The organism is Sphingomonas sp. NFX23 (genome assembly GCF_049887795.1).
Lineage (GTDB): Bacteria > Pseudomonadota > Alphaproteobacteria > Sphingomonadales > Sphingomonadaceae > Sphingomonas.
Genome location: NZ_JAGEKH010000003.1, coordinates 500,793 through 523,538, shown reverse-complemented (window position 1 = coordinate 523,538; position 22,746 = coordinate 500,793). Strand labels below are relative to the sequence as shown.

26 protein-coding genes are annotated in these 22,746 nt (G+C 65.5%); 15 read left to right on the top strand and 11 right to left on the bottom strand.

What is annotated here, in order from left to right:
* Positions 1-149 precede the first annotated feature (149 nt).
* The 5 genes from J4O76_RS09990 (at position 150) to queE (ending at position 5,055) form a co-directional block, all read left to right on the top strand.
* Positions 150-1,340 carry an aspartate aminotransferase family protein gene (locus J4O76_RS09990; RefSeq protein ID WP_426281599.1) on the top strand — a complete coding sequence of 397 codons (1,191 nt, stop codon included), beginning with the start codon at positions 150-152 and terminating at the stop codon, positions 1,338-1,340.
* 199 nt (positions 1,341-1,539) lie between these two features.
* Positions 1,540-2,457, top strand: a complete 918-nt coding sequence (gene argF, locus J4O76_RS09985; protein ID WP_426281597.1) for an ornithine carbamoyltransferase — start codon at positions 1,540-1,542, stop codon at positions 2,455-2,457.
* A 32-nt stretch (positions 2,458-2,489) separates the two neighbouring features.
* Positions 2,490-3,407 (top strand): Hsp33 family molecular chaperone HslO, encoded by a 918-nt coding sequence (locus tag J4O76_RS09980; protein ID WP_426281595.1) that lies wholly within the window; start codon positions 2,490-2,492, stop codon positions 3,405-3,407.
* Positions 3,408-3,716: 309 nt separating this feature from the next.
* Positions 3,717-4,421 carry a 7-cyano-7-deazaguanine synthase QueC gene (gene queC, locus J4O76_RS09975; protein WP_107954448.1) on the top strand — a complete coding sequence of 235 codons (705 nt, stop codon included), beginning with the start codon at positions 3,717-3,719 and terminating at the stop codon, positions 4,419-4,421.
* 1 nt (position 4,422) lies between these two features.
* Positions 4,423-5,055, top strand: coding sequence for a 7-carboxy-7-deazaguanine synthase (gene queE / locus J4O76_RS09970; RefSeq protein ID WP_426281593.1), 633 nt, complete (start codon positions 4,423-4,425; stop codon positions 5,053-5,055).
* Between the two features lie 160 nt (positions 5,056-5,215).
* Here queE and J4O76_RS09965 read toward each other — a convergent pair whose 3' ends face one another.
* The 3 genes from J4O76_RS09965 to lipB form a co-directional block, all read right to left on the bottom strand.
* Positions 5,216-5,926 carry a hypothetical protein gene (locus tag J4O76_RS09965; protein ID WP_056488597.1) on the bottom strand — a complete coding sequence of 237 codons (711 nt, stop codon included), beginning with the start codon at positions 5,924-5,926 and terminating at the stop codon, positions 5,216-5,218.
* A 274-nt stretch (positions 5,927-6,200) separates the two neighbouring features.
* Positions 6,201-6,482: a hypothetical protein gene (locus J4O76_RS09960; RefSeq protein ID WP_056065069.1), complete on the bottom strand. Its 282-nt coding sequence runs from the start codon at positions 6,480-6,482 to the stop codon at positions 6,201-6,203.
* A gap of 103 nt (positions 6,483-6,585) precedes the next feature.
* Complete coding sequence (gene lipB, locus J4O76_RS09955) at positions 6,586-7,386, bottom strand: lipoyl(octanoyl) transferase LipB (RefSeq protein ID WP_426281591.1); 801 nt, start codon at positions 7,384-7,386, stop codon at positions 6,586-6,588.
* Between lipB and J4O76_RS09950 the strand changes: the two genes are divergently transcribed.
* Together J4O76_RS09950 and J4O76_RS09945 are read left to right on the top strand one after the other, a co-directional pair.
* A complete protein-coding gene (locus J4O76_RS09950) occupies positions 7,358-8,218 on the top strand; it encodes a hypothetical protein (RefSeq protein WP_426281590.1) in 861 nt (286 codons plus the stop codon). The two genes, lipB and J4O76_RS09950, sit on opposite strands and share 29 nt — an antisense overlap.
* Complete coding sequence (locus tag J4O76_RS09945; RefSeq protein WP_426281588.1) at positions 8,215-8,955, top strand: hypothetical protein; 741 nt, start codon at positions 8,215-8,217, stop codon at positions 8,953-8,955. Before J4O76_RS09950 ends, J4O76_RS09945 begins: the two co-directional genes overlap by 4 nt.
* 111 nt (positions 8,956-9,066) lie before the next feature.
* Here the strand turns inward: J4O76_RS09945 and J4O76_RS09940 are convergent, their stop codons facing one another.
* The 3 genes from J4O76_RS09940 to J4O76_RS09930 all read right to left on the bottom strand — a co-directional run bounded on the left by J4O76_RS09940 (position 9,067) and on the right by J4O76_RS09930 (position 11,150).
* Positions 9,067-9,660 (bottom strand): GNAT family N-acetyltransferase, encoded by a 594-nt coding sequence (locus tag J4O76_RS09940; protein WP_426281586.1) that lies wholly within the window; start codon positions 9,658-9,660, stop codon positions 9,067-9,069.
* 4 nt (positions 9,661-9,664) lie between these two features.
* Positions 9,665-10,507 (bottom strand): oxygen-dependent coproporphyrinogen oxidase, encoded by an 843-nt coding sequence (gene hemF / locus J4O76_RS09935; protein WP_426281585.1) that lies wholly within the window; start codon positions 10,505-10,507, stop codon positions 9,665-9,667.
* A gap of 193 nt (positions 10,508-10,700) precedes the next feature.
* Positions 10,701-11,150: a tRNA (cytidine(34)-2'-O)-methyltransferase gene (locus tag J4O76_RS09930; protein WP_426281583.1), complete on the bottom strand. Its 450-nt coding sequence runs from the start codon at positions 11,148-11,150 to the stop codon at positions 10,701-10,703.
* A 203-nt stretch (positions 11,151-11,353) separates the two neighbouring features.
* Between J4O76_RS09930 and petA the strand changes: the two genes are divergently transcribed.
* The 5 genes from petA to J4O76_RS09905 all read left to right on the top strand — a co-directional run bounded on the left by petA (position 11,354) and on the right by J4O76_RS09905 (position 15,849).
* Positions 11,354-11,920: a ubiquinol-cytochrome c reductase iron-sulfur subunit gene (gene petA, locus J4O76_RS09925; RefSeq protein ID WP_056489394.1), complete on the top strand. Its 567-nt coding sequence runs from the start codon at positions 11,354-11,356 to the stop codon at positions 11,918-11,920.
* 10 nt (positions 11,921-11,930) lie between these two features.
* Positions 11,931-13,262: a cytochrome b gene (locus tag J4O76_RS09920; RefSeq protein ID WP_426281582.1), complete on the top strand. Its 1,332-nt coding sequence runs from the start codon at positions 11,931-11,933 to the stop codon at positions 13,260-13,262.
* A 21-nt stretch (positions 13,263-13,283) separates the two neighbouring features.
* Positions 13,284-14,126 (top strand): cytochrome c1, encoded by an 843-nt coding sequence (locus J4O76_RS09915; RefSeq protein WP_426281580.1) that lies wholly within the window; start codon positions 13,284-13,286, stop codon positions 14,124-14,126.
* Positions 14,127-14,271: 145 nt separating this feature from the next.
* Positions 14,272-14,820, top strand: a complete 549-nt coding sequence (locus tag J4O76_RS09910; RefSeq protein ID WP_426281578.1) for an adenine phosphoribosyltransferase — start codon at positions 14,272-14,274, stop codon at positions 14,818-14,820.
* Between the two features lie 252 nt (positions 14,821-15,072).
* On the top strand, positions 15,073-15,849 hold the full coding sequence (locus tag J4O76_RS09905) for a hypothetical protein (RefSeq protein WP_426281575.1): 777 nt from the start codon (positions 15,073-15,075) through the stop codon (positions 15,847-15,849).
* A gap of 281 nt (positions 15,850-16,130) precedes the next feature.
* On the opposite strand, the gene J4O76_RS09900 is transcribed toward J4O76_RS09905, so the two are convergent.
* The 4 genes from J4O76_RS09900 to J4O76_RS09885 all read right to left on the bottom strand — a co-directional run bounded on the left by J4O76_RS09900 (position 16,131) and on the right by J4O76_RS09885 (position 20,150).
* Complete coding sequence (locus tag J4O76_RS09900; RefSeq protein WP_056488626.1) at positions 16,131-16,592, bottom strand: MaoC family dehydratase; 462 nt, start codon at positions 16,590-16,592, stop codon at positions 16,131-16,133.
* 11 nt (positions 16,593-16,603) lie between these two features.
* Positions 16,604-17,914 carry an ectonucleotide pyrophosphatase/phosphodiesterase gene (locus J4O76_RS09895; RefSeq protein WP_426281855.1) on the bottom strand — a complete coding sequence of 437 codons (1,311 nt, stop codon included), beginning with the start codon at positions 17,912-17,914 and terminating at the stop codon, positions 16,604-16,606.
* A 180-nt stretch (positions 17,915-18,094) separates the two neighbouring features.
* The gene (locus J4O76_RS09890; RefSeq protein WP_426281573.1) at positions 18,095-19,744 is read right to left on the bottom strand and encodes a hypothetical protein; all 1,650 of its coding nucleotides are present in this window, start codon (positions 19,742-19,744) and stop codon (positions 18,095-18,097) included.
* A gap of 52 nt (positions 19,745-19,796) precedes the next feature.
* Positions 19,797-20,150 (bottom strand): hypothetical protein, encoded by a 354-nt coding sequence (locus J4O76_RS09885; RefSeq protein WP_426281572.1) that lies wholly within the window; start codon positions 20,148-20,150, stop codon positions 19,797-19,799.
* Between the two features lie 120 nt (positions 20,151-20,270).
* On the opposite strand from J4O76_RS09885, the gene J4O76_RS09880 reads away from it, so the two are divergent.
* The 3 genes from J4O76_RS09880 to J4O76_RS09870 all read left to right on the top strand — a co-directional run bounded on the left by J4O76_RS09880 (position 20,271) and on the right by J4O76_RS09870 (position 21,438).
* A complete protein-coding gene (locus J4O76_RS09880) occupies positions 20,271-20,510 on the top strand; it encodes a hypothetical protein (RefSeq protein WP_156362362.1) in 240 nt (79 codons plus the stop codon).
* Between the two features lie 89 nt (positions 20,511-20,599).
* A complete protein-coding gene (locus tag J4O76_RS09875) occupies positions 20,600-20,929 on the top strand; it encodes a hypothetical protein (protein WP_426281570.1) in 330 nt (109 codons plus the stop codon).
* A 107-nt stretch (positions 20,930-21,036) separates the two neighbouring features.
* A complete protein-coding gene (locus tag J4O76_RS09870; RefSeq protein ID WP_426281569.1) occupies positions 21,037-21,438 on the top strand; it encodes an excalibur calcium-binding domain-containing protein in 402 nt (133 codons plus the stop codon).
* Between the two features lie 15 nt (positions 21,439-21,453).
* Here the strand turns inward: J4O76_RS09870 and ychF are convergent, their stop codons facing one another.
* The gene (gene ychF, locus J4O76_RS09865) at positions 21,454-22,551 is read right to left on the bottom strand and encodes a redox-regulated ATPase YchF (RefSeq protein WP_056047251.1); all 1,098 of its coding nucleotides are present in this window, start codon (positions 22,549-22,551) and stop codon (positions 21,454-21,456) included.
* Positions 22,552-22,746: the final 195 nt, after the last annotated feature.

Sequence of the window (22,746 nt, the reverse complement as noted above, 5' to 3'; positions counted from 1 at the left end):
TAGGGTGATGCGACAGGGTGACGGCGATATAATCTCGGTCAGCTTTGGTGGGTGATGCAAGCGGTGTTGCTCCCGGCGTCGCGCGCTCGTATCAGGCGGTTCGGGCGGCCGCTAAGGGTCGCCTTCTCTGTTTGAAGGAGCTTGCCGTCGTGACCATCACCCCGCTCATGCCCGTCTACCCGCGGTGTGGCGTGCGTCCGGTCCGAGGCGAGGGCGCGTACCTCTTCGGCGAGGACGGCCAGCAGTATCTCGATTTCGCTAGCGGCATCGCGGTCAACGCGCTCGGCCATGGCCACCCGCATCTGACCAAGGCGATCGCCAATCAGGCCGCCACGCTGATGCACGTGTCGAACCTGTACGGGTCGCCGCAGGGCGAGCACCTCGCGCAGCGCCTTGTCGACAACAGTTTCGCCGACACGGTGTTCTTCACCAATTCGGGCGCGGAAGCGGTCGAGTGCGCGATCAAGACTGCGCGGCGCTATCACTTCGCCAACGGCAATCCGCAGCGTCACACGCTGATCACGTTCGACACCGCGTTTCACGGGCGCACGCTCGGCGCGATCTCGGCGACCAATCAGGCGAAGATGCGCGACGGGTTCGAGCCGCTGCTGCCGGGGTTCGCCTATGCGAAGTTCAACGATCTCGAAGGTGCGCTGGCGCTGATCGACGACAACACCGCGGGCTTCCTGGTCGAGCCGATCCAGGGCGAGGGCGGTATCCGCCAGGCGAGCCACGAGTTCCTCACCGGTTTGCGCAAAGCCTGCGACGAGCACGGCCTGCTGCTGGTGCTCGACGAGGTCCAGTGCGGCTATGGGCGCACCGGCAAGTTCTTCGCGCACGAGCTGTACGGCATCACGCCGGACATCATGGCGGTCGCCAAGGGTATCGGCGGCGGCTTCCCGCTGGGCGCCTGCCTCGCGACCGAGGAAGCGGCCAAGGGCATGGTCGCCGGCACGCACGGCTCGACTTATGGCGGCAATCCGCTGGCGATGGCGGCGGGCGAGGCGATCCTCGACGTGATGCTCGAGGACGGGTTCCTCGACAACGTCACCGCGATGGGCGACCGGTTGCGGCAGGGGCTCGAGCAGATGATCCCCAACCACGATCATTTGTTCGACAGCGTCCGCGGCACCGGGCTGATGCTTGGGCTGAAGCTCAAGAGCGACAGCCGCGCGTTCGTCGCGTTCGCGCGCGACAACCATAATCTGCTGCTGGTGTCGGCGGGCGAGAACGTCGTTCGCATCCTGCCGCCGCTGGTGATCGACGAGAGCCACATCGCCGAGTGCATCGACAAGCTGTCGACCGCCGCGCGCGTCTACGTGCCCGCCGCCGACGATTGATTTAAATCCTCCCCGATACGGGGAGGGGGACCATGCGAAGCATGGTGGAGGGGGGCTTCCCCGCAACGCAGTGCCCGTGGAGAGTTTCAGGTAGAATATGCCCCGCATGTTCTAGGATCACCCGGGGGGTGATCCGGCCTGAAACTCCCTCCACCCCGCTCTGCGAGCGCGGTCCCCCTCCCCGTGCCGGGGAGGAATTATGCGCCATTTCCTGAATCTCACCGACGCCGGAGCCGACGGCATCGCCGCGATGCTCGCCGACGCACTCGACCGCAAGGCGGCGCGCGCCGGCTTCCCCAAGGGCCGCGTCGATGCCGACACGCCGCTCGCCGGCCACACGCTCGCGATGGTCTTCGAGAAGAGCTCCACCCGCACGCGCTTCTCGTTCGACATGGCGATCCGCCAGCTCGGCGGCACTTCGATCGTGTCCGACGGCGGCTCGATGCAGCTCGGCCGCGGCGAGTCGATCGCCGACACCGCGCGCATCCTGTCGGGCTATGTCGACGCGATCATGATCCGTACCGACGATCATGCCAAGATCGAGGAGATGGCGCATTACGCCTCCGTCCCGGTCATCAATGGCCTGACCGACGCGTCGCATCCGTGCCAGATCATGGCCGACCTGCTGACGATCATCGAGAGCGGCAAGACGCTGCCCGGCCTCAAGGTCGCATGGCTCGGCGACGGCAACAACGTGCTCGCCTCGATCGTCGAGGCCGCCGGGCTGATGCAGTTCGACGTCGTCGCGGCCTGCCCGCAGGGGTTCCAACCCGAAGAGGAGGCGATCGTCCGCGCCTCCGGCCGGGCACGCGTCGTCGCCGACCCGCGGGAGGCTGTCGAAGGCGCGGATATCGTCGTCACCGACACCTGGATCTCGATGGGGCAGGCGCATGCCGAAGCGAAGCTGAAGGCGCTGACCCCGTACCAGGTCGACACCGCCTTGATGGCGCTTGCCAAGCCCGACGCGAAGTTCCTCCACTGCCTCCCCGCGCATCGCGGCGAGGAAGTCACGCCCGACGTGATCGATGGCCCGCAGTCGCTGATCTGGCAGGAGGCCGAAAATCGCCTCCACGCGCAGAAGTCTGTCCTGCGCTGGTGCTTCGGGCAGATCGGTTGACCTGAACGGGCAGGGTCACCATCTGGCGGACGATGAACGATACGCCAAAATTCGACCCCAATGTGACCGATCTCGACCGCGCGCTGGCCTTCGCGATCCCCGCGCGCAGTGCGCGCGGTCGGATCGTCCGGCTCGGCACCGCGCTCGATGAAGTGCTCGCCGCGCATGCCTATCCGCCCGCGATCGAGAAGCTGCTCTCCGAAGCGCTGACGCTCGCCGCGCTGATCGGTTCGACGCTCAAGGATTCGAGCGGCCAGTTGACGATGCAGACGCGCACCGACAACGGCGTCGTCCAGTTGCTCGTCTGCGACTACCGCGGCGGCGAAGTGCGCGGCTACATCGAATATGATGCCGACAAGCTCGCCGAAGCGCCTGCCGAACCATCGCTGTTCGCGCTGTTCGGCGCCGGCTATCTCGCGATCACGTTCGACATGGCGACCAGCAACGAGCGCTATCAGGGCATCGTGCCGCTCGATGGCGACACACTGTCGCAGGCCGCGCAGAGCTATTTCACGCAGTCCGAGCAGATTCCGACGATGATCCGCACCGGGATGGCGAAAGGCCCCGACGGCCGCTGTATCTCGGGCGGGCTGTTCCTCCAGCACCTCCCGGAGGGCGAGGACGGGCGCGAGCGCCTGCATACCAAGCTCGATCATCCGGAATGGGAGCATGTCGCCACGCTCGGCAACACGATGGGCGTCGATGAACTCACCGATGCGACGTTGCCGCTGGAAACGCTCGTCTGGCGCCTGTTCAACGAGGAGGAAGACGTCCGCATCCTCGCCGACATCCCGATCATGCGCGGCTGCCGCTGCGATCCGGATTATATCCGGGGCGTGATTTCGAAATTTCCTATCGAAGAACGGCGCTCGATGGCGGACGAAACCGGCTTTATCATCGTCGACTGCGCGTTCTGCGCGACCAAGTTCCCGGTGGCGGTGGAGGACTAAGCCCTCTCCCTACAGGGGAGAGGGAGGGGCCCGCGACGTAGTCGTGGGAGGGTGAGGGGCGTGAGGCTCAGGACACTAGTCCCAACTACCCCCCACCCTTCCGTCGCCTACGGCGCCTCCCTCCCTCTCCCCCCAGGGGAGAGGGGAAGTGCGGCGTTAACGGCGTTTTTACGCCTCGCCCCTATTTCCGGTCACGTGCTCTTATTCAGCACGTTTCTCCCTTGTGGCGCGCGTCCGCGCCAAACTCGGGGCCGCTCCGCCGGGCGGCCCCTTTCTTTTTTGCGCTCGCTGGCCTAGCGAACACGCATCATGACATCCCCTGCTCCCTTTGCGGTCGCCCTCGTCTCGGGCGGGCTCGACTCGATGGTATCCGCCGCGCTCGCGCGCGAAGCCGGCCAGCGCGTGCTCGCGCTATCGTTCGACTATAACCAGCGTCACCGGATCGAACTCGACGCCGCACGCCGCGTCGCCAGCGCACTCGGTGCCGAGCGCCACATCGTCCTGCCGATGGACCTGTCCGCGTTCGGCGGATCCGCGCTGACCGCCGACATCGACGTGCCGAAGGACGGCGCTGGTACCGAAGACGGCGGTGGCATTCCCGTCACCTACGTCCCTGCACGCAACACGATCTTCCTCAGCCTCGCGCTCGGCTGGGCCGAGGCGGCCGGCGCGCGCGACATCTATATCGGCGTCAACGCGCTCGATTATTCCGGCTATCCCGATTGCCGTCCCGAGTTCATCGCTGCGTTCGAAGGGCTCGCCGAACTCGCGACAAAGGCCGGCGTCGAAGGCGAACCGTTCCGTATCCAGGCGCCGCTCCAGATGATGACCAAGGCGGATATCGTCCGCGAAGGCACGCGCCTCGGGCTCGATCTGGGCCTCAGCTGGTCGTGCTACGATCCGACGCCCGCCGGTGAGCATTGCGGCGAGTGCGACAGCTGCCGCCTGCGTTCGCGCGGCTTCGACGAGGCGGGGATCGCCGATCCGACGCGCTACGCCGTCAAGCCGGCCTGACATGAGCTACGCCGTCAAGGAAATGTTCCTCACGTTGCAGGGGGAGGGCGTCAACGCCGGTCGCCGCGCAGTGTTCGTCCGGTTCGCCGGCTGCAACCTGTGGTCGGGCCGCGAACAGGACCGCGCGACCGCGGTGTGCAAGTTCTGCGATACCGAGTTTGTCGGTACCGACGGGCTTGGCGGCGGCAAGTTCGCCGACGCGCAAGCTTTGGCTTCAGCGGTAGCGGGCTTCTGGGGAGAAGGGGTGCACGATCGATTCGTCGTCCTGACCGGTGGCGAGCCGATGCTCCAGATCGAAGACGCGATCGTCGATGCGCTGCATGCGTACGGCTTCCGCATCGCGATGGAGAGCAACGGCACGATCCCGGCGCATCCGGGAATCGACTGGATCTGCATCAGCCCCAAGGCCGGCAGCATCGTCGTCCAGCGCGCCGGGCACGAGCTGAAGCTCGTCTGGCCGCAGCCGGGCAGTGACATTGAGGAAGTCGAAACCTGGGACTTCGAGAACTTCCTGCTCCAGCCGCTCGACGATCCGCGGGCGGATGCGAACCGCGAGGCGTGCGTAGATTTGGTGATGGAACGCCCGCAATGGCGACTGTCGCTCCAGACGCACAAGCTGCTCGGTCTGCGCTAACCCTAGCCTCACGCACCACTCCAGCTCTCGCGTGGGTATTGCGTAACGCTAGGTGATCAGGATGTTGAACAAAGGGAAGGCCCGGCGGCCGGTTGCCAGGTGCGAAGGGTGAGGACTGGGAGGTACTTCTCCAGATCACTCAACCCCCGAGCCAGCCCTCTCAGCGAGTCGCCATACCCAAACCGACCGGCGGCCAGTTCTGCGCGCCGCACTTCTTCACGACCCATTCGCCCTTCTTGTTCCAGCAGATCGGATCGAGGCGGATCATCATCGGTGCTCCCCGTTCGCGACCGATGTACCGGGGAAAGCGCTGCTCCCCCCACGGGATCAGGCTGTTGCGCAACTCCCGCGAGCGCGCCAGTGCGACGTCGGCGAAATGACCGCGCGGTGCGAACACCGCATCACGCCCGATCGACCCTGCGGTCTGGCAAAAGCCGTATTGCGCGGCCACGGTGGCAAAGCTCGAATAGGTCCGCGTCCCGAACTGGTCGAGCGCTGTCTGGCCGGCCTTGGGGCCCGCCGCCTTGTTCACGCGCACGAAGTACTTGGTCAGCGTATCGAACGCCCCCTTCAGCTCTTCGCCGTGATCGGCCAGGATCGAGTTGTAGTTCGGCACGGTCAACAGCGTCGGTTCGAACTGGCACTGCAACGCCGCGACGTTGAGCGCCGCACGCATGTGCCACACCAACGCCGCCCGCATCTCCGCCGACGTCGCGCCGGGCAGGGCCTGGCCAAGGTCGGATTCTTCACCGGTGACGGCTGCGCCCGAGAAATCGCGCGACTGTAAAAAGAACTGCGCCGACGCCGACTGCGCCACAGCGAGCCCACTCGACGCCACGCAGAGCGCGAGCGCGGTACGCAACACCTTCATTCCAACCTCCCCAGGGCATTCCAAGTGATCGAATCTAAAGCGTTTCCGTGAAACTCCCAAGCGATTTTAACCTTTTCGACCTGTCGTCCGACGCCGTTGCCGGGTGGGAACGTCAGAAATCCGTCGGCGCCGAAACGATCGCTCGACAGCGGAGCTGTGGGGGTGCTCCCGCACGTGCTTCGATCGCCGAAACCCATCGCGCACCACCAATAACGAAAAGGGCCGCCCGGTTGCCCGGGCGGCCCTCCACAACGTCGTAGTTTCCTTGCGGAAATTACATTGCGTTGGTGGTCATCGCGTTGTTCGTCATCATGGTGTCGTTCGACATCATCGTGTCGTTCGCCATCATGGTGTCGTTGGCCATCATGCCACCGTTCGACGCGCCGTCGACTGCGGTCATGTTGTCGGACATCGTGTCCATGCCCTCAGTGGCGTTCATGTCGGTGACCATCGTGTTGTCGGTCGTGGTCTCGGTCTTGGGACCGCAAGCCGAAACAGCGAGTGCTGCGCTGGCGATCAGCGAACCGGTCAGAACCTTGGAAATGAGTGCACGCATGTGGAAGCTCCCTAGATAGAGGATTTGGCTGGCTGCTCGCCCTTAATACCCAAATCGTAGTGGACATTAATCCGATAACGCTTTGCCCTCAAGCCTCGTTTTCTCAAGGACAAGAAACTGTTTCAAGGAAAGCATCGGCCGTCAACGCCAGGGCCGCGTCGAAAGTTGCAAGGTCGGCCGGAATGCCGAGCGATTGCAGGCTGGTAACGCCGTATTCCGGAAGGCCGCAGGGCACGATACCACCAAAGTGCGACAGGTCCGGGTCGACGTTGACCGAGAAGCCATGGAGCGTCACCCAGCGTTTGACCCGCACCCCGATCGCCCCGATCTTGGCCTCGCGACCCCGATCGAGCGTCCAGATGCCGACCCGGCCATCGACCGCGAACGCCTCGACGCCCAGCTCGCCTAGCGCTGCGATCACCCAGGATTCGAGCGCGTGGACGTAGCACCGCACGTCGCGCCCGCGCTTGGTCAGGTCGAGCACGACATAGCCGATCCGCTGCCCCGGCCCATGATAGGTGTATTTCCCGCCGCGCCCGGTCGGAATCACCGGAAAGCGCGCGTCGATCAGGTCGCCCGGCTCGGCGCTGGTGCCCGCGGTGTAGACCGGCGGATGTTCGAGCATCCACAGCAGTTCGCGCGCCTCGTTCACGCCGACGGCTACCGCCCGCGCCTCCATCTGGGCCAGCGCGTCCGCGTAAGGGGTAAGGCCGACGCTGGTCCGCCATTCGATATCGGAGAGGGTACGGGTGGTCACCGATCCCAATTGCGCACCCGCATCCGAAGTTGCAACCGCGGCGAGCGTTTCAACCATGTGGTCAAGCGCGAGGGCTTGGGCTACCTCGCGCAGGAACGGGAATGGCGGGAGCACAGGCATGGCGACGACAGGCGCGACGACGGGCATAGTCAACGCACGCGTGAAGATGGGAACGGTCTGGGATCGCACGGTCGAGGTGCTCAACGGGCGCACCGGCATGATCGCGCGGATCGCGGTGCTCGGCATGTTGCTGCCGACGGTCGTGCGGGACGGATTCGTTGCGTTCACGTCGCGCGCAAATCCGGTTTCGATGCTGGTTGGCGCAGTCCTGACGATCGGCGCGCTCGTCGCGATGATCTGGGCGCAACTCTCGATCGTCGCGATCGCGACCGATCCGGCGGTTGAAGCCGCGTCCGCACGTCGGCAAGGGAGCGCGCGCGTCGTGCCGGCGCTTGGCATCACCGTCCTGTTGACGATTGTCGCGGCTCTCCTCGCGGTGCCGCCGATCGTCGTTCTGGTCCAGTCCGGTTTCGACTTCGCTGCCGCCGCCAGTGGCTCCAGCGCGCAGATGACGTCGCCTAGCGTCGGTGCCGCCAGCTTCACCGCGCTCTACGGTCTGGCCTATCTACTCGTGCTGCTCTGGATCGGCGCGCGATTGGTGCTGCTCAATCCGGTCATTCTCAACGAACGCCTCGGTGTCGGCGCGATCCGTCGGTCGATCCAGCTGACCAAGGGGATGACCTGGCGGATCATCGGCGTCTTGGTGCTGTTCTGCATCGTGCTGCTGGTCGCGACCGGTGCGGCGCAGTCCGTCACGGGTATCGTCTTCCGACTCGTGCTAGGCGCGGATTCGGTCGCGACGGCGGCCTTCCTTGCGGGGGTTGCAGGCTCGATCGTCACCACCGCCTTCACGGCGCTCGCCGCCGTCTTCACCGCGCAGCTCTATGTCGCGACCAGAGAGAAACACGCCGTCCCATGAAGCTTGATTTCGCGACTGTTCTCACCGACGCCTGGACGCTGTTCAAGCGCGACCGCGACCTGTTGCTACGGATCGCCGCACCGTTCCTGTTCCTGCCCGCGTTCGCGCTCGCGCTGGTCGTGCCCGATCCGCCGATGCCCGACGCGGCGGCGGGCAACAACGAAGCCCAGGCGATGGTCTGGGCCGATGCGGTGCAGACCTGGGCGGCGGCGCATGGCGGCTGGTACCTGCTCGCCTATGTAATGAGCTTCTTCGGCACGTCCTTGTTCTACGCGCTGTATCTCGATCGCGAGCATCTCGACCTGCGTGCAAGCCTGACGCGGTGCCTGCGGATCTTCCCGCGCTTCCTGCTCGCGATGGTGATCGTGTCGCTGCCGGCCGGCGCAGGGCTGCTGCTATACGCGATCCCCGGCCTCTACATCCTCGGCCGGACGATGCTGACCGGCCCGGCAATGTTCGCCGAAGCCCCGCTTGGTGCGCTGGCTGCGATCCGACGCAGCTTCACGCTTAGCCGAGGCTCGGGGCTCCCGCTCATGGGATTGGCAGCGTTCAGCTACATCAGCGGCTGGCTCGTCGGCGCGCCGTTCATGATGGCCGACAAGGCGCTGCGCGACGGCGGGCAGGCCAACCCGGTCGCGCTGGCGATCGTCGATGCCGGCGCTGCGGTGGCGGCGATGGCGGCCGGTATAGCGATGGCCCTGATCGCGATCTCCGCCTACCGCCGCTTGGCCAGGTAAGGCGCAGGGCTCAGCGTTTGCCAAGGCAGTAAACCCTCTGCCTCTTGTTCTCCCGCGAAGGCGGGAGCCCAGTCTGGGTCCCCGCCTTCGCGGGGAAACATGTCTTTCTGCCTACCCCCGCTTAGCCAAATACGGAATCTGCGGCGCCGTCTCCGGCGGCAACAACCCGGAAGCCCGCGGATCGGGAAACGTCTCGATCGTCCGCTTCACCGCCACGAACCCCTGCGCCCGATAAAACCCCAGCGCGCTAGGATGATCGAGCGTGCAGGTGTGCAGCCAGACCCGCTCCACCCCCTTCGCCCAGGCCCGCGCGCAAGCCTCGGCCATCAGCCACCGCCCATGACCTTGCCCCGCAAGCTCCGGGATCAACCCGAAATACGAAATCTCGCACGCGCCCGCCTCGCGGAAATCGAGCTCGAGCATCCCGACCTCGATCCCCGCCGGATCGAGCACCGCATACACCGCGATCCCCGGATCATGGACGATCCCCGCCAGCACGTCGTCCGCCATCACCAGCCGCGAGAACCACAGCCACGGGCTCCCCACCCGCCGAAACAGCGCGCGATACTTCTCCAGCGCCGGCCGCTCCCACTTCACCAGCCGCAACCGCGATCCCGGGCTCGGCCGCAGCGGTGGCCGCGTCCGCATCTCCAGCGTCGTGACGATCGTCGCAAGGACGTCGTCGGCAACCGGGATCAGCGCCACCGGATCACGACCACGTAGCGCGAGGGGGCAGGCTCATCAGGATCGCATCGATGTTGCCGCCGGTCTTCAGCCCGAACAGCGTCCCCCGGTCATAGACGAGATTGAACTCGGCATACCGCCCGCGCCATTCGAGCATCTGAGCCTCCTCGGCCGCATCGAATGGCGTATCCATCCGCCGCCGCACGATCCGCGGATAGGCGTCGATGAACGCCTCGCCGACATCGCGCGTGAAGGCGAAATTGCTCTCGAAATCACCGTCGAGATGATCGAAGAAAATCCCGCCGACGCCGCGGCTCACCTTCCGATGCGGGATGTAGAAATAGGTCTCCGCCCATTCCCTGAACCGCTCGTAATAGGCCGGGTCGTGCACATCGCACGCTGCCTTCATCGTCGCGTGAAAGTCGGCCGTATCCTCCTCGATCGGCAAGGGAGGATTGAGATCGCCGCCACCACCGAACCAGCGCTTGGTGGTGTTGAGGAAGCGGCAGTTCATGTGCACCGCGGGCACATGCGGGTTGGTCATATGTGCGACCAGGCTGATCCCGGTCGCGAAGAACCGTGGGTCGTCGCCGGCACCGTGGATCGACTTGGCGAAGTCGCCTTCGAACGTGCCACCGACGGTCGAGACGTTCACGCCGACCTTCTCGAAGACCTTGCCCTTCATGACGCCGCGCACGCCACCACCACCCGGTTCGCCCGATGGATCGATCCGGTCCCAGGGGGTGTATTCGAACGACGCGTCGGAGCCCGCCTCCCGCTCGATCGCCTCGAACTCCGCGCAGATACGGTCGCGCAGGGATTCGAACCAGGTTCGGGCGGCGGCTTGTTGGGGGTCGAGATCGGTCATGCGCGGGTCTCTACCAAATCCTCCCCGGAACGGGGAGGGGGCAGGCCGCCTGGAAGCGCGACCGTGCCCGAATTTCCGTCATCCTGACGAAAGTCAGGATCCAGGGTAACGAACGCGGCCTTTTGTGGCTCTGGATCCTGACTTTCGTCAGGATGACGGGCGTTGGCGACGGAGCGCCCCGCACCCACAGACGTTAGGCGGGCCAGCCGCCAGTCTGCCGCAACGCTTCCGCCGCGACGATCCCCGTCGCCACCGAGATATTCATCGACCGCAACCCAGGCCGCATCGGGATCAGCACCCGCACATCGGCGCGCGCATGCACGTCCTCGGGCACCCCAGTCCCCTCGCTCCCCATCAACAACACGTCGTCGCTACGAAACTCGGCCACATCCAGCCGCACCGCGCCCTTCGTCGTCAGCAACACGATCCGCCCCTGCACCTGCGCCAGGAACGCATCCCAATCGACATGCCGCACCACGTCGACCGCGCCGACATAATCCATCCCGGATCGCGCCACCGCCTTCTCGCTCCAGGTGAATCCCATCGGTTCGATCAGGTCGACGCCGATCCCCATGCACGCGGCGGTCCGCAGGATCGCGCCGACATTTCCGGCGATATCGGGCTGATACAGGGCAATTCTCATGCCCGATCCCTTAGCGTGCCGAGGGCCGGGTGGTAACCCAAAGCAAAATGCAGTTGGCAAACCCGCACCCCGCCGTCTATCAAAGGCCAGCCTCCGTGGGGACGGTCGGGCAGGGTGGGCAACGGTTCGTCGAAACCGAAAACCCCGCCAGGCCACGAAAAAAATAACGTGCAAGGGCGAGATGAATGGCGATAGTCGACGACATGGTTCCCCCCGGCGAATCGCCAGAGCCGTTTCACGAAGAGGCCCATGATCCTCGCCGCCGTGATTTCATCAACATCGCAGCCGTCTCCTTCGCCGGTGTCGGCGCGGTCGCGATCGTCCTGCCGCTGATCAACCAGATGAACCCGAGCGCCGACGTGCTCGCGCAGTCGACCACCGAGATCGACCTCTCGAAGATCCTCCCCGGCCAGGCGATCAAGACGTCATTCCGCAAGCAGCCGCTCTTCGTGCGCAACCTGACGCCGAAGGAAATCTCGGAAGCCGACGCGGTCGACATCTCGACCTTGCGCGATCCGCAGACGCTCGAGCAGCGCACCAAGGCGGGCAAGAAGAACTGGCTGATCACGTTGGGCGTCTGCACGCATCTCGGCTGCGTTCCGCTCGGCGCGGGCGAGGGCGAAAACAAAGGGCCGTTCGGTGGCTATTTCTGCCCGTGCCACGGCTCGGCCTACGACACCGCCGCGCGCATCCGCAAAGGCCCCGCTCCGTCGAACCTCCACGTTCCGGACTACGCCTTCAACTCCGACACCGTCGTCACGGTAGGCTGAGGAAAACGACATGAGCTTTCCCTGGGCCAAGCAATACGAACCGAAGCTGCCGCTGACGCGGTGGTTGGACGAGCGGCTTCCCGTTCCCCGGCTCGTCTACAATTCACTCGGCGGCGGCTATCCCGTCCCGCGCAACCTCAATTACTTCTGGAACTTCGGCGTCCTCGCCGGCGCCGCGCTGGCGATCCAGATCGTCACCGGCATCGTGCTGGCGATGCACTACGCCGCCAACGGCGGGGTCGCGTTCGACTCGGTCGAGAGCATCATGCGCGACGTCAACGCCGGCTGGTTCCTGCGCTACGCCCACGCCAACGGCGCCTCGATGTTCTTCATCGTCGTCTACACGCACATCTTCCGCGGGCTCTATTACGGCTCGTACAAGGCGCCGCGCGAGATGGTGTGGCTGCTCGGCGTCGTCATCTTCCTGCTGATGATGGCGACCGCGTTCATGGGCTACGTGCTTCCCTGGGGCCAGATGAGCTTCTGGGGCGCGCAGGTCATCACCGGGTTCTTCTCGGCGATCCCGCTGGTCGGCGACACCATCCGCATCTGGCTGCTCGGCGGATTCGCGCCCGACAACGCCGCGCTCAACCGCTTCTTCTCGCTGCATTACCTGCTGCCGTTCGTGATCGCGGGCGTCATCATCCTGCACATCTGGGCGCTGCATATCCCGGGCTCGAACAACCCGACCGGCGTCGACGTCAAGGGTGAGCAGGACACCGTCCCGTTCCACCCCTATTACACGGCGAAGGACGGCTTCGGGCTCGGCATCTTCATGCTGATCTTCGCTGGCCTGCTGTTCTTCTTCCCGAACTATCTCGGCCACCCGGATAATTATATTCCGGCGAACCCGCTCTCGACGCCCGCGCACATCGTTCCCGAATGGTATTTCTGGCCGTTCTACGCGATCCTGCGCGCCTTCACCGCGGACTTCATCCTGCCGGCCAAGCTCTGGGGCGTGCTGGCGATGTTCGGCTCGATCCTGCTGCTGTTCTTCCTGCCCTGGCTCGACAGCTCGCCGGTTCGCTCGATGAACTACCGTCCCAAGGCGCGGATCGCGTTCTGGGTGCTGGTCGCGGACATCTTCGTGCTCGGGTATTGCGGTGGTGCGCCGGCCAACGCGTTCTACGTGATCCTCAGCCAGATCTGCGCGGCCTATTATTTCGCGCACTTCCTGATCATCCTGCCGATCATCTCGCGCTCCGAGCGTCCGCGGCCGCTGCCGTACTCGATCACCGAGGCGGTGCTGAACAAGCATGGCGGCACCAGCCCGGCCAAAACCGCGCTGTCGACGGCGCCCACGTCGCATGGTGCGCCCTCCGCGCCGCACGCCGCGCACTGATACGAACTAGAGGACACACACATGGTTCGTCTCATCGCCTCCATCGTCGGCGCGGCCTTCGTGCTGGTGCTCGGCATCGCGCTCTTCGGCAGCGTGGCGGGAGTCATCACCGACCCCGTCGCGCCGACCGCGGAGAGCGTCGCGCACAAGCACCCCAAGGAAATCGAGCTCGCCTCTAACGGCGTGTTCGGCAAGTTCGACCGTCGCCAGCTGCAGCGCGGGTTCCAGGTCTACAAGGAAGTCTGCTCGGCCTGCCACTCGCTGCGGCTCGTGTCGTTCCGCGATCTGACCAAGATCGGCTATACCGACCCCGAGGTTAAGGCGATCGCCAACCAGTGGGTGATCGAGCAGCCGTCGATCAACCCGGAGACCGGCGAGCCGGCAACGCGCAAGAACATCCCGTCGGATCGCTTCCCGTCGCCGTTCGCCAACGAGATCGCCGCGCGCGCCGCGAACAATAACGCGCTGCCGCCCGACCTGTCGCTAATCACCAAGGCGCGCGAGGACGGCACCGCCTATGTCCACTCGCTGCTGACCGGCTACACGACGCAGCCCGCCGCGCTGCTGAAGGAGTTCCCGGACATCAAGACGCCGACCGGGCTCCACTACAATCCGTATTTCGCGAACCTCAACATCGCGATGCCGCCACCGCTCACGTCGGATGGCCAGGTCGCTTACGCGGACGGGACCAAGGCGACGAAGGAGCAGATGTCGACCGACGTCTCGGCGTTCCTGACCTGGACCGCCGAGCCCAATCTCGAGGCGCGCCATGCCGCCGGGTTCGCGTCGATCATCTTCATCCTGATCTTCTGCGGCCTGGCCTGGGGCGCCTACCAGAACGTCTGGCGCGACGTTAAGCATTGATGACGGCCCGGCTCCCGCGGTAAGGGCGCACGGATAAGGGAGCGGCGGACGGGCAAATAGCCTGATCCGCCGCTTTCGTTTTGGCCGTAGCGCAGCGTCGCGTGTCGGCACGTCCACCGCCCCGTGCGGAGAGAAGGGAACGCCCATGTCCGATACCGACGCGCGCAACGCCGACCTGAAAGCCCTGATCCGCACCATCCCGGACTTCCCCAAGCCCGGCATCCAGTTTCGCGACATCACCACACTGTTGCTCGACCCGGCAGGCTGGGCGACCGCGATCGAACGGATGGTCGAAGCAGTCTCCGGCACCGTCGACCTAGTCGCCGGAATCGAAGCCCGCGGCTTCCTCTTCGCCGCCGCCTTGGCCGCCCCGCTAAAGGCCGGCGTCCTGCTGATCCGCAAGGACGGCAAGCTGCCCGGCGCCACCATCGCAGAGGACTATGCGCTCGAATACGGCACCGACCGCATCGCGATCCACGCCGACGCCTTCGCCCCTGGCGCACGCGTCCTGCTGGTCGACGACCTGATCGCCACCGGCGGCACCGCCCGCGCGGCAGTCCGCCTGCTCCACAAGGCCGGCGCCGTGGTCACGCAAGCCCAGTTCCTGGTCGACCTTCCCGACCTCGGCGGAACAGACGCGCTCCGCTCGGATGGCATCGAAGCAACCGCCCTGATCCACTTCCCCGGCCACTGACGGCTCGGAAGACATAACCACATAGCCGTTCCCCCGCGGAAGCGGGGGCCCAGCTAAATACCGTAGCATACCGTCACCCTGGACCCCCGCGCTCGCGAGGAAACAGCAAGGGGAGTGCGCCTAGCCCGCACAGGCGCTCACCACCAAACGAAACCCCGTCAGACCCCATTCATGGAACTTGCGACATACCGACTCCGTTATGCGATGAATGGCGGCGCGTTGTGTCCGCTCTCCACGTACGGGAGAACTTCCATGTTTTTGAAGCGCTTCGGCATTATCGGCCTAGCCTTGGGTCTCGGACTAGGCGTCGCAGGCTGCACCGACGGGTACGGCTATGGCGGCGCGGGCGTCGGCTATGCCAGCGATCCCTATTACGGTGGTGGCTACGGCGACGGCTATTACGGCGCAGGCTACGGCGGCGGCTACGACGGCTATTACGGCGCAGGCTACGGCGGCGGCTACGACGGCTTCGCAGGCTATGGCGGCTTGAACTCCTATTACGGCTGGAGCGGCGATTATTATTATCCCGGCTCGGGCGTGTACGTCTACGACCGCTACCGTCGTCCGCACCGCTGGAACGGCAACCAGCAGCGCTATTGGCAGGGCCGCCAGCAGTATCGCGGCAACCACAACGACGGCGGTCGCGGCAACTGGGGAGGCTTCGGCAACCGCGGCAATGGCGGCCGAGACGGCGGCTGGCGCGGCAATCGCCCGGGCTACCAGGGCAACCCCGGCACCCCCGGTCAGGGCCAGTTCGGCAACGGCCGTCCCGGGCGAGGTCCCGGCCAAGGCTGGGATCGTGGCCGTAGTCCCGATCGCGGCCAGTTCGGTCAGCCCGGGCAGCCTGCTCAGCCCGGCCAGGTCACAAACCCCCAGCAGCCACAAGCGCAAGGCGGCTTCCGCGGCAATCGCGGCGACGGCGCATTCCGAGGCAATCGCGGCGGCGGCGGCCAGCGTTTCGGGGGCGGACGGCAAGGCGGCGGTCGTCAGGGCGGCGGCAACCGCGGCGGCGGTCGTCCGGCGCAGTAACTAGAGCAGGTTTGGTGCACGCGAAGGCGCGAAGGCGCGAAGAGAAGGACTAGTTTTCACGCGGAGGCGCGGAGACGCGGAGAGTAGCTCAGGAACGGCACGGTCCACTCATCGCGACAGGGAAGTCCACGACGAAGCTCTGCCATCCCAAATCTCTCCGCGCCTCCGCGTCTCCGCGTCTCCGCGTGAACAAATCTTCTCTTAGCGCCTTCGCGCCTTCGCGTGAAAAACACCAACGTCAGACGAAGAGCCGGATTACGTGAGGGGCGATCGACCGCCAATCAACCGGTCGGCGTGCCAGCAGGGCGGGTAGCCACTAACCCATTAGACACGAACGTCATCACCATCACGTCGTCCTGATTGAACACCCGCATCCGGCTCTTGAAGATCCCCATCTCCGGCCGGCTTGCCGACACCCGCTTCTCCAGGATCTCGGTCTCGCACCGCAAAGTGTCGCCCGGATACACCGGCTTCACCCACTTCAGTTCGTCGATCCCCGGCGACCCGAGCCCCGCCTGCTGGTTCTCCTTGAGGTTCGCGACGACCATAGACATCACCATCGCGCACGTATGCCAGCCGCTCGCCGACAACCGCCCGAAATGCGTCTGCGCCGCCGCCTCGTCGGACAGATGAAACGGCTGCGGATCGTATTTCGCGGCGAAGTCCATCACCTCCTCGCGCGTGACCGCGTAGGAACCGAACGACGCGGTCCGACCGACCTCGATATCCTCGAAATACTGCACAACCTCTCCTCTTATCGTTGCAGCACCTTCTGGAAGGGTGCGTCGGTGCCGTCCAGTCCCGCTTCGGCCGGCAACCCGATCAGATCGCGCAGCAAAGGCTCGATTGCAACGTTGTCGAAGCTCGCAATCGTCTTGCCGCGCGCAAACGCCGGCCCGTTGGCGATGAACAGCGCCCGCATCTCCGGCGCCATGTTGTCATAGCCGTGCATCCCGCCGACCGAAGCCTTGGTCGGCGCGCTCGGATCGACCCGCCAGCCGACATCGGCAAGGCACAGATAGCTCGGCACGCGCGGGTTGCGTCCATAATGAAAGCGCGCCGGAATCTCCCCCTTGCGCCAGCATTGCAGATGATCGTGGCGGGTCAGCAACCGCGCCTCCAGCGCCGCCTCATGCCCCGGCACCGCGAACAGAGTCGCGTACGGCCCGGTCTCGACGGTACGATAGTCCGCCTTGTCCGCGATCGCGTCGAGCGCCACCACCCGCGTACTGCTAGTCGCCGCCATCCCGTGATCGGCGACGATCACCAGGTTCGCCCGCTGCCCCAGCGCGGCAAGCCCATCGACCAGCGCGCCAATGCTCGCATCGACATCCGCCACCGCCTGCGTCACGCCAGCGCTTTCCGGCCCGCCCGCATGACCCGCACTGTCGACCGTATCGAAATACAGCGTCACCAGTTTAGGCCGGATCGCCGCAGGCCGCCGCATCCAGTCGAGCACCGCGTTGACCCGCTGCGTCCCCGAGACCTGCTGATTGAACTGCTGCCAGTCCTCCGGTCGCGTGCCGCCGTCGATCGCGCCGTGGCTGTCCGGCTTCACCTTGCCCCCGACGGCGACATTCGCGCCCGGCCAGAACATCGTCGCGGTCCGGATCCCGGCTTTCTCCGCATCGACCCAGATCGGCGAGCTCTCGCTCCACCAGAACGGATCGTCGGTCGCCATCGTGAACGTCTCCCCCGGCCGCGCCGGGTCCTCCATCTTGTTGCCGACGATCCCGCTGCGGTCGGGCCGAAGCCCCGTCACCAGCGTCCAGTGATTGGGAAAGGTAATGCTCGGAAACGACGGCCGCATGCTCGCGAACACCCCGCCCGCACGCAGCCGGTTGAGGTTGGGCGTTACGCCACGATCGAGATAATCCGGCCGAAACCCGTCGATCGACACAAGGATCGTGACCGGCGCCCGGACCTCGCCCGGCATCGCCGCGGCGGCCGTCGTGGTCGGAGGAGGCGCGGTAATCGGCGCAAGGGCAGGGGGCGTGTATGGATAGGCGCACCCGGCGAGCGTCAGCCCGAGTGCAGAACCGAGGAGAGCCAGCGCGTTCTTCATCATAACCGTTCGTCCCGACCAGGTGGCGACTTCGCGCGGTCCTTACTCGGCACGAACGATGAGAGAAAGCGATCCGTGCGGGGCGAACTTATCCTCGCTTGTTTCCCCGCGAAGGCGGGGACCCAGACTGGGCTCCCGCCTTCACGGGAGAACAAGAGGTGCTGTCCGATGTTATGCAGCCTACAACCCCACCGCCAGCTTGCTGAACAAGGTCCAACTCACCGGCGTCTTCCCATACGCCGCCTCCAGCGCCGCCGGCTTCGCATACGCCGCCACCGTCCCGCCAAGCGCCAACCCAAGCGGCCCGACGATCGGCACCCGGTACGCATACCCGACCTCCGCCTTGGTCACCCGGAACTTCCGATCGTGCAAAGGATCGCCCTCGTCGGGAAACAGCTCGTCGTTCGCCACGTTCTCGACTCGCCCGAACACCGCATGCCGCGCCGAAAGCTCATACGTCGCCTCCGCCAGGAACGCGCTCAGCTTCTCCCCCGGCACCCGGTCCTTGAGACTATACGCAAACGTCGTCGCGAGCCCCGCCCGCGCATATTGCACGCTCGCGGTCGAGCGGTTCTCGTCCTCCCCCGGATGCTGCGCCTCGGGTTCCTTCAGATGGCCATGGCTCACCTGCACCGCCCAGAACGGCGACGGCGACCACGTCCCCCGCACGCTCCACGAATCGAGCCGCGGCGTCTCGATATTCCAGCGATGCTCGTCCGGCTCGCGACCCTTGAACGCCGACGCCTCCAGCTGGAACGCCGGCGTCGCATACCCCGCCGTCACCACGCCGTAGGTGATGTGCGTCGAATCGAACCAGTGATGCGTGGTCGGCGACATCGGCTGATACCGCGCCGACCCGCGGTGCATGAACGCGCTCGGCCCCAGCGCCGGCTCGCCGACCGGCCCGCCATACAGGAACACCGTGTTGCCGTTCCCGAGCCGATAATCGACCTTCGCGGCAAGCTCCATGAACAGGTCGTGCGGATGCTGCCGATCGACCAGCGGCTGGTCGTTCGCCAGCTCACCCGTCGCGAACAGATTGGTGTAGCCGCGCGCGCCCATCAGCGGCTCGAGGCTGTTCATCGTCCGCAACTGGATATGAAACCGGTCGCCCAGGTCGCGATCCGCCATCAGCATCGCCATCGACTGCACGAACGCCTCGGTCTTCCCGCGCGGGCCCCCCTGGTCGGTCGCGACGCCCCACGCATAGCCATGCGCCATCAGCATCCACTCGCCGACCTGCGCCATATACCCGCGCATCGGCCCCTCGGCCGCCGGCAGCCGCGACGTCCCGCTACCCTGGCTGTAGAACCCGGCCGACGTCCCCATCGCCATCCCCGCCATCGCCGAGCCCGCCGGCATCTGCGCCAGCGCCGCATCGGACGCCTCGCGGTAGGTGGGATCGGCGATCATCGCATGCCCCATCGCGCCATGATCCATCGCCATCTTAGGCATCGCGGAATGATCCATCTGCGCATGATCCATCCCCGGCATGGCGTCCGGCATCGCAGCCGGTGCGGCCGGAGCCGGCGGCGTGACCGGAGCAGGGTGCCCCGTCGCCGAATGGTCCATCGTCGAATGATCGACAATACCGCCAGACTGCGATGGTTGAGCCGCCGGAGCAGCCGAACGCGCACCCGACCGTTTAGCCATCGGCCGCGACTTGGTCTTCTTCACCATCTTCGTGGAAGCCGTATCCGGCATCGTCATGCCCGGCATGGCCATGGCATGTTGCGCCACCGCGCCAACCGGCACCACCGCCGCTACGACACCGCCCGCAAGCAGCATCGCCCTCACGGCACCAGCCGCGAGCAACCTCGATCGAGTCATAATTAATATCCTTGGAAAAGCCTGAAAATCACGGTGCCTCAACACCCGACGATCAAGCCTCTCGCGGAGGCCGCAAAGCCGGCGCGACGCCAGCCCCAAGATCCAGCACCGCCGCCCGCTCGGTCACCATAGCCGGCTCCCGCAACGCCATGCCGAGCACCCGGGCGGTATTCCAGTTCGAAGGCGGCACGCACCCGATGCATCCATGCAGCGGCGTAGCCTTCCGGTCGGGCGCCTCGTGATCCGGCCGATGGCTCGACATTGCCTCGTGCGTCCCGCCCATCGCCGCCATGTCCATGACAACGGCATGCCCGCGCGAAGCAGACGCATCATGACACGCCGCCGGCGCCACCGCAGGAAACACAAACGCAGCAAGGAGCAAGGCCAAGATCAGGCGCGCGAGCATGCCGCCGGTCTAACCCCACGCACGACCCGCGACAACCTCACGGTTTCTCGAACCCTCAAAGCCGCGGTCGCGCCAAATCGCAGCCTTGCCCGAAAGCCGCGAAAGGTTCAGCCTCCGCCCATGAAGACCCCAACGCACCCCGAACGAACCAAAACCCCGAGCACTCCCGCCGCCAAAGTCTCGATCCGGATCGGCAAGCGCACCACCTTCGACGCCTCGGTAACAACCGTCGGCCTGCTGTCAGTCGGCGCGCTAGTGTCCAGCATCCTCCTGTCCAGCGCCGTCATAGTCGCCGCAGCAAGTCGCAAGGCCGCAAGACGACCATTGGCATTGCCTGATCTTACCAAGAGCAACGGCTAACGGCTGATAGTGGACGGTTGATGGATGTGCTTGGATACCTGATGGACAGATCGAGATCCGCGACAACTATGCTTACCATGTTGGCGGTTATGTCGCTTCTCAGTGGTTGCAACCGGCCCATTTCCGATGCCAACAAACTTGCGGCGATTCGAGCCGGGGCTCAGGCGCTGATGAAAAAATACCCGGCGGAACGACCAAAAAACTGGAGAAAAATCTCGAAGGGAAAATGGCCTGCGGCTATCGCCGACCTCTACCCTGAAGATGTAACGGTCCACACCTGGGGCGTGGATATCACGACCAAAGCATATTTCGATGGTGGCTATGGCTACGATGTGCCGGTCAGCAAAGCGAACCTTCCGATGCCCGCAGCTTGCTACTCGGAACCAAGCCGCGGTGTGTTCTGGCATGGTCCGTGCTGAACCGGGGCTAATCTGCCGCAATGGAAATCGTGTAATCTACTGTCTCGGCAGTTAAGGCAGCAACCATCGATAATATTCGTCAACTAGTACGCCCGTATAGTGGCGTCATGGAGCGTTCCTTTATCGCGGTCACGGCGATCGCCTCGACATTGATGTTTGCCGGTGTCTGGAAAGCCACCGAGCCGCAGCCCGTTCCTGCCCCGACTATCGTCGATACCAAGGCGGTCCCCAATATGGCGATTGTCGCGCCGCCGGTGGTGCGGCGACACGTTGTCGCGCCTGTACGACGAGTCGCTGACGCCGAGCCCTACAACGTCGTTCGGCCGGCTTTGGGATCATCGCCACCGGCCCGCCCTTCAACCAGTTCTCAGTCAGAAAGCTCGGTATTCTACAGCGGGTGTGGCGAAGTGCGGGCGGCGGGGGCCGCGCCGCTCCACCGCGGCCAGCCGGGCTACCGCGCCGGCATGGACGGCGACGGCGACGGAATAGCCTGCGAAAACTATCGCTGACCCGCCGCCAAGCCGTCAGCTATGCAGGAAGTGCATCACGTCGCCGTCGTGGACGACGTACGCCTTGCCTTCCGCGCGCAGCTTGCCCGCCTCGCGCGCCTTCGACTCGCCACCCAGCGCGATGAAGTCGTCGAACGCGATCGTCTCGGCGCGGATGAAGCCCTTTTCAAAATCGCCGTGGATCTCGCCCGCGGCCTGCGGTGCGGTCGCGCCCTCGTGGACGGTCCAGGCGCGTGCCTCCTTCGGGCCGACCGTGAAGAACGTCAGCAGATGCAGCAGCTTGTACCCGGCGGTAATGACGCGGGCGAGGCCAGTCTCCTCCAGCCCCAGCTCGCCAAGAAACTCGCCGCGATCCTCGGCGGGCATCGTCGCGATTTCCGCTTCGATCGCCGCCGACACCACGACCGCCTCGGCGCCCTCGGCCTTCGCCTTCTCGAACACCCGTGCCGACAGCGCATTGCCGTTCGCCGCATCGCCCTCGTCGACGTTGCACACGTACAGCACCGGTTTCGCGGTCAGCAACTGCGCCTGCGCGAACACGCGCGCCTCGTCCTCGTCCTTCGGCACGGTCAGCCGCGCGGGCTTGCCTTCGCGGAGCAGTTCGAGCGCCTGGCCGAGCACGGCGGCACCGATCTTGGCTTCCTTGTCGCCCTGCATGCCCTTCTTGGCGAGGTTCGGCACGCGCTTCTCGAGGCTTTCGAGATCGCTCAGCATCAGCTCGGTGTCGACCGTCTCGGCGTCGGCGATCGGATCGACCTTGTTGTCGACATGCGTCACGTCGCCGTCCTCGAAGCAGCGCAGCACGTGGACGATCGCGTCGACCTCGCGGATGTTGCCGAGGAACTGGTTGCCGAGCCCTTCGCCCTTCGACGCGCCGCGCACGAGGCCGGCGATGTCGACGAAGCCCAACTGCGTCTCGATGATCTTCTGCGATCCGGCGATCTTCGCGAGCGCGTCGAGCCGCTTGTCGGGCACGCCGACGTTACCGACGTTCGGCTCGATCGTGCAGAACGGATAGTTCGCCGCCTGCGCCGCGGCCGTCTCGGTCAGCGCGTTGAAGAGAGTGGACTTGCCGACGTTCGGCAGCCCCACGATGCCGCAGCGAAAACCCATGATATGCCCTTGGTATAAGAATGTGCGGGCGCTTTAGGGCAGGGCGGTCCGGAAGGCCAGCAAGGACGCCATTCCCTTGATCCTCCCCCGCAAGGGGGAGGTGGCAGGCACTTGCCTGACGGAGGGGGAGGCCCGCGCAACCGGCGTGGCATGTTCCTCCCCCTCCGTCGCTTCGCGCCACCTCCCCCTGGCGGG

Bases quoted from the DNA above. Each gene is read 5' to 3' on its own strand.
- argF (WP_426281597.1), top strand. From the start codon at position 1,540: ATGCGCCATTTCCTGAATCTCACCGACGCCGGAGCCGACGGCATCGCC.
- J4O76_RS09980 (WP_426281595.1), top strand. From the start codon at position 2,490: ATGAACGATACGCCAAAATTCGACCCCAATGTGACCGATCTCGACCGC.
- queC (WP_107954448.1), top strand. From the start codon at position 3,717: ATGACATCCCCTGCTCCCTTTGCGGTCGCCCTCGTCTCGGGCGGGCTC.
- queE (WP_426281593.1), top strand. From the start codon at position 4,423: ATGAGCTACGCCGTCAAGGAAATGTTCCTCACGTTGCAGGGGGAGGGC.
- J4O76_RS09965 (WP_056488597.1), bottom strand. From the start codon at position 5,926: ATGAAGGTGTTGCGTACCGCGCTCGCGCTCTGCGTGGCGTCGAGTGGG.
- J4O76_RS09960 (WP_056065069.1), bottom strand. From the start codon at position 6,482: ATGCGTGCACTCATTTCCAAGGTTCTGACCGGTTCGCTGATCGCCAGC.
- J4O76_RS09950 (WP_426281590.1), top strand. From the start codon at position 7,358: ATGGCGACGACAGGCGCGACGACGGGCATAGTCAACGCACGCGTGAAG.
- lipB (WP_426281591.1), bottom strand. From the start codon at position 7,386: ATGCCCGTCGTCGCGCCTGTCGTCGCCATGCCTGTGCTCCCGCCATTC.
- J4O76_RS09945 (WP_426281588.1), top strand. From the start codon at position 8,215: ATGAAGCTTGATTTCGCGACTGTTCTCACCGACGCCTGGACGCTGTTC.
- hemF (WP_426281585.1), bottom strand. From the start codon at position 10,507: ATGACCGATCTCGACCCCCAACAAGCCGCCGCCCGAACCTGGTTCGAA.
- J4O76_RS09930 (WP_426281583.1), bottom strand. From the start codon at position 11,150: ATGAGAATTGCCCTGTATCAGCCCGATATCGCCGGAAATGTCGGCGCG.
- petA (WP_056489394.1), top strand. From the start codon at position 11,354: ATGGTTCCCCCCGGCGAATCGCCAGAGCCGTTTCACGAAGAGGCCCAT.
- J4O76_RS09920 (WP_426281582.1), top strand. From the start codon at position 11,931: ATGAGCTTTCCCTGGGCCAAGCAATACGAACCGAAGCTGCCGCTGACG.
- J4O76_RS09915 (WP_426281580.1), top strand. From the start codon at position 13,284: ATGGTTCGTCTCATCGCCTCCATCGTCGGCGCGGCCTTCGTGCTGGTG.
- J4O76_RS09910 (WP_426281578.1), top strand. From the start codon at position 14,272: ATGTCCGATACCGACGCGCGCAACGCCGACCTGAAAGCCCTGATCCGC.
- J4O76_RS09905 (WP_426281575.1), top strand. From the start codon at position 15,073: ATGTTTTTGAAGCGCTTCGGCATTATCGGCCTAGCCTTGGGTCTCGGA.
- J4O76_RS09895 (WP_426281855.1), bottom strand. From the start codon at position 17,914: ATGAAGAACGCGCTGGCTCTCCTCGGTTCTGCACTCGGGCTGACGCTC.
- J4O76_RS09890 (WP_426281573.1), bottom strand. From the start codon at position 19,744: ATGACTCGATCGAGGTTGCTCGCGGCTGGTGCCGTGAGGGCGATGCTG.
- J4O76_RS09885 (WP_426281572.1), bottom strand. From the start codon at position 20,150: ATGCTCGCGCGCCTGATCTTGGCCTTGCTCCTTGCTGCGTTTGTGTTT.
- J4O76_RS09880 (WP_156362362.1), top strand. From the start codon at position 20,271: ATGAAGACCCCAACGCACCCCGAACGAACCAAAACCCCGAGCACTCCC.
- J4O76_RS09875 (WP_426281570.1), top strand. From the start codon at position 20,600: ATGTCGCTTCTCAGTGGTTGCAACCGGCCCATTTCCGATGCCAACAAA.
- J4O76_RS09870 (WP_426281569.1), top strand. From the start codon at position 21,037: ATGGAGCGTTCCTTTATCGCGGTCACGGCGATCGCCTCGACATTGATG.
- ychF (WP_056047251.1), bottom strand. From the start codon at position 22,551: ATGGGTTTTCGCTGCGGCATCGTGGGGCTGCCGAACGTCGGCAAGTCC.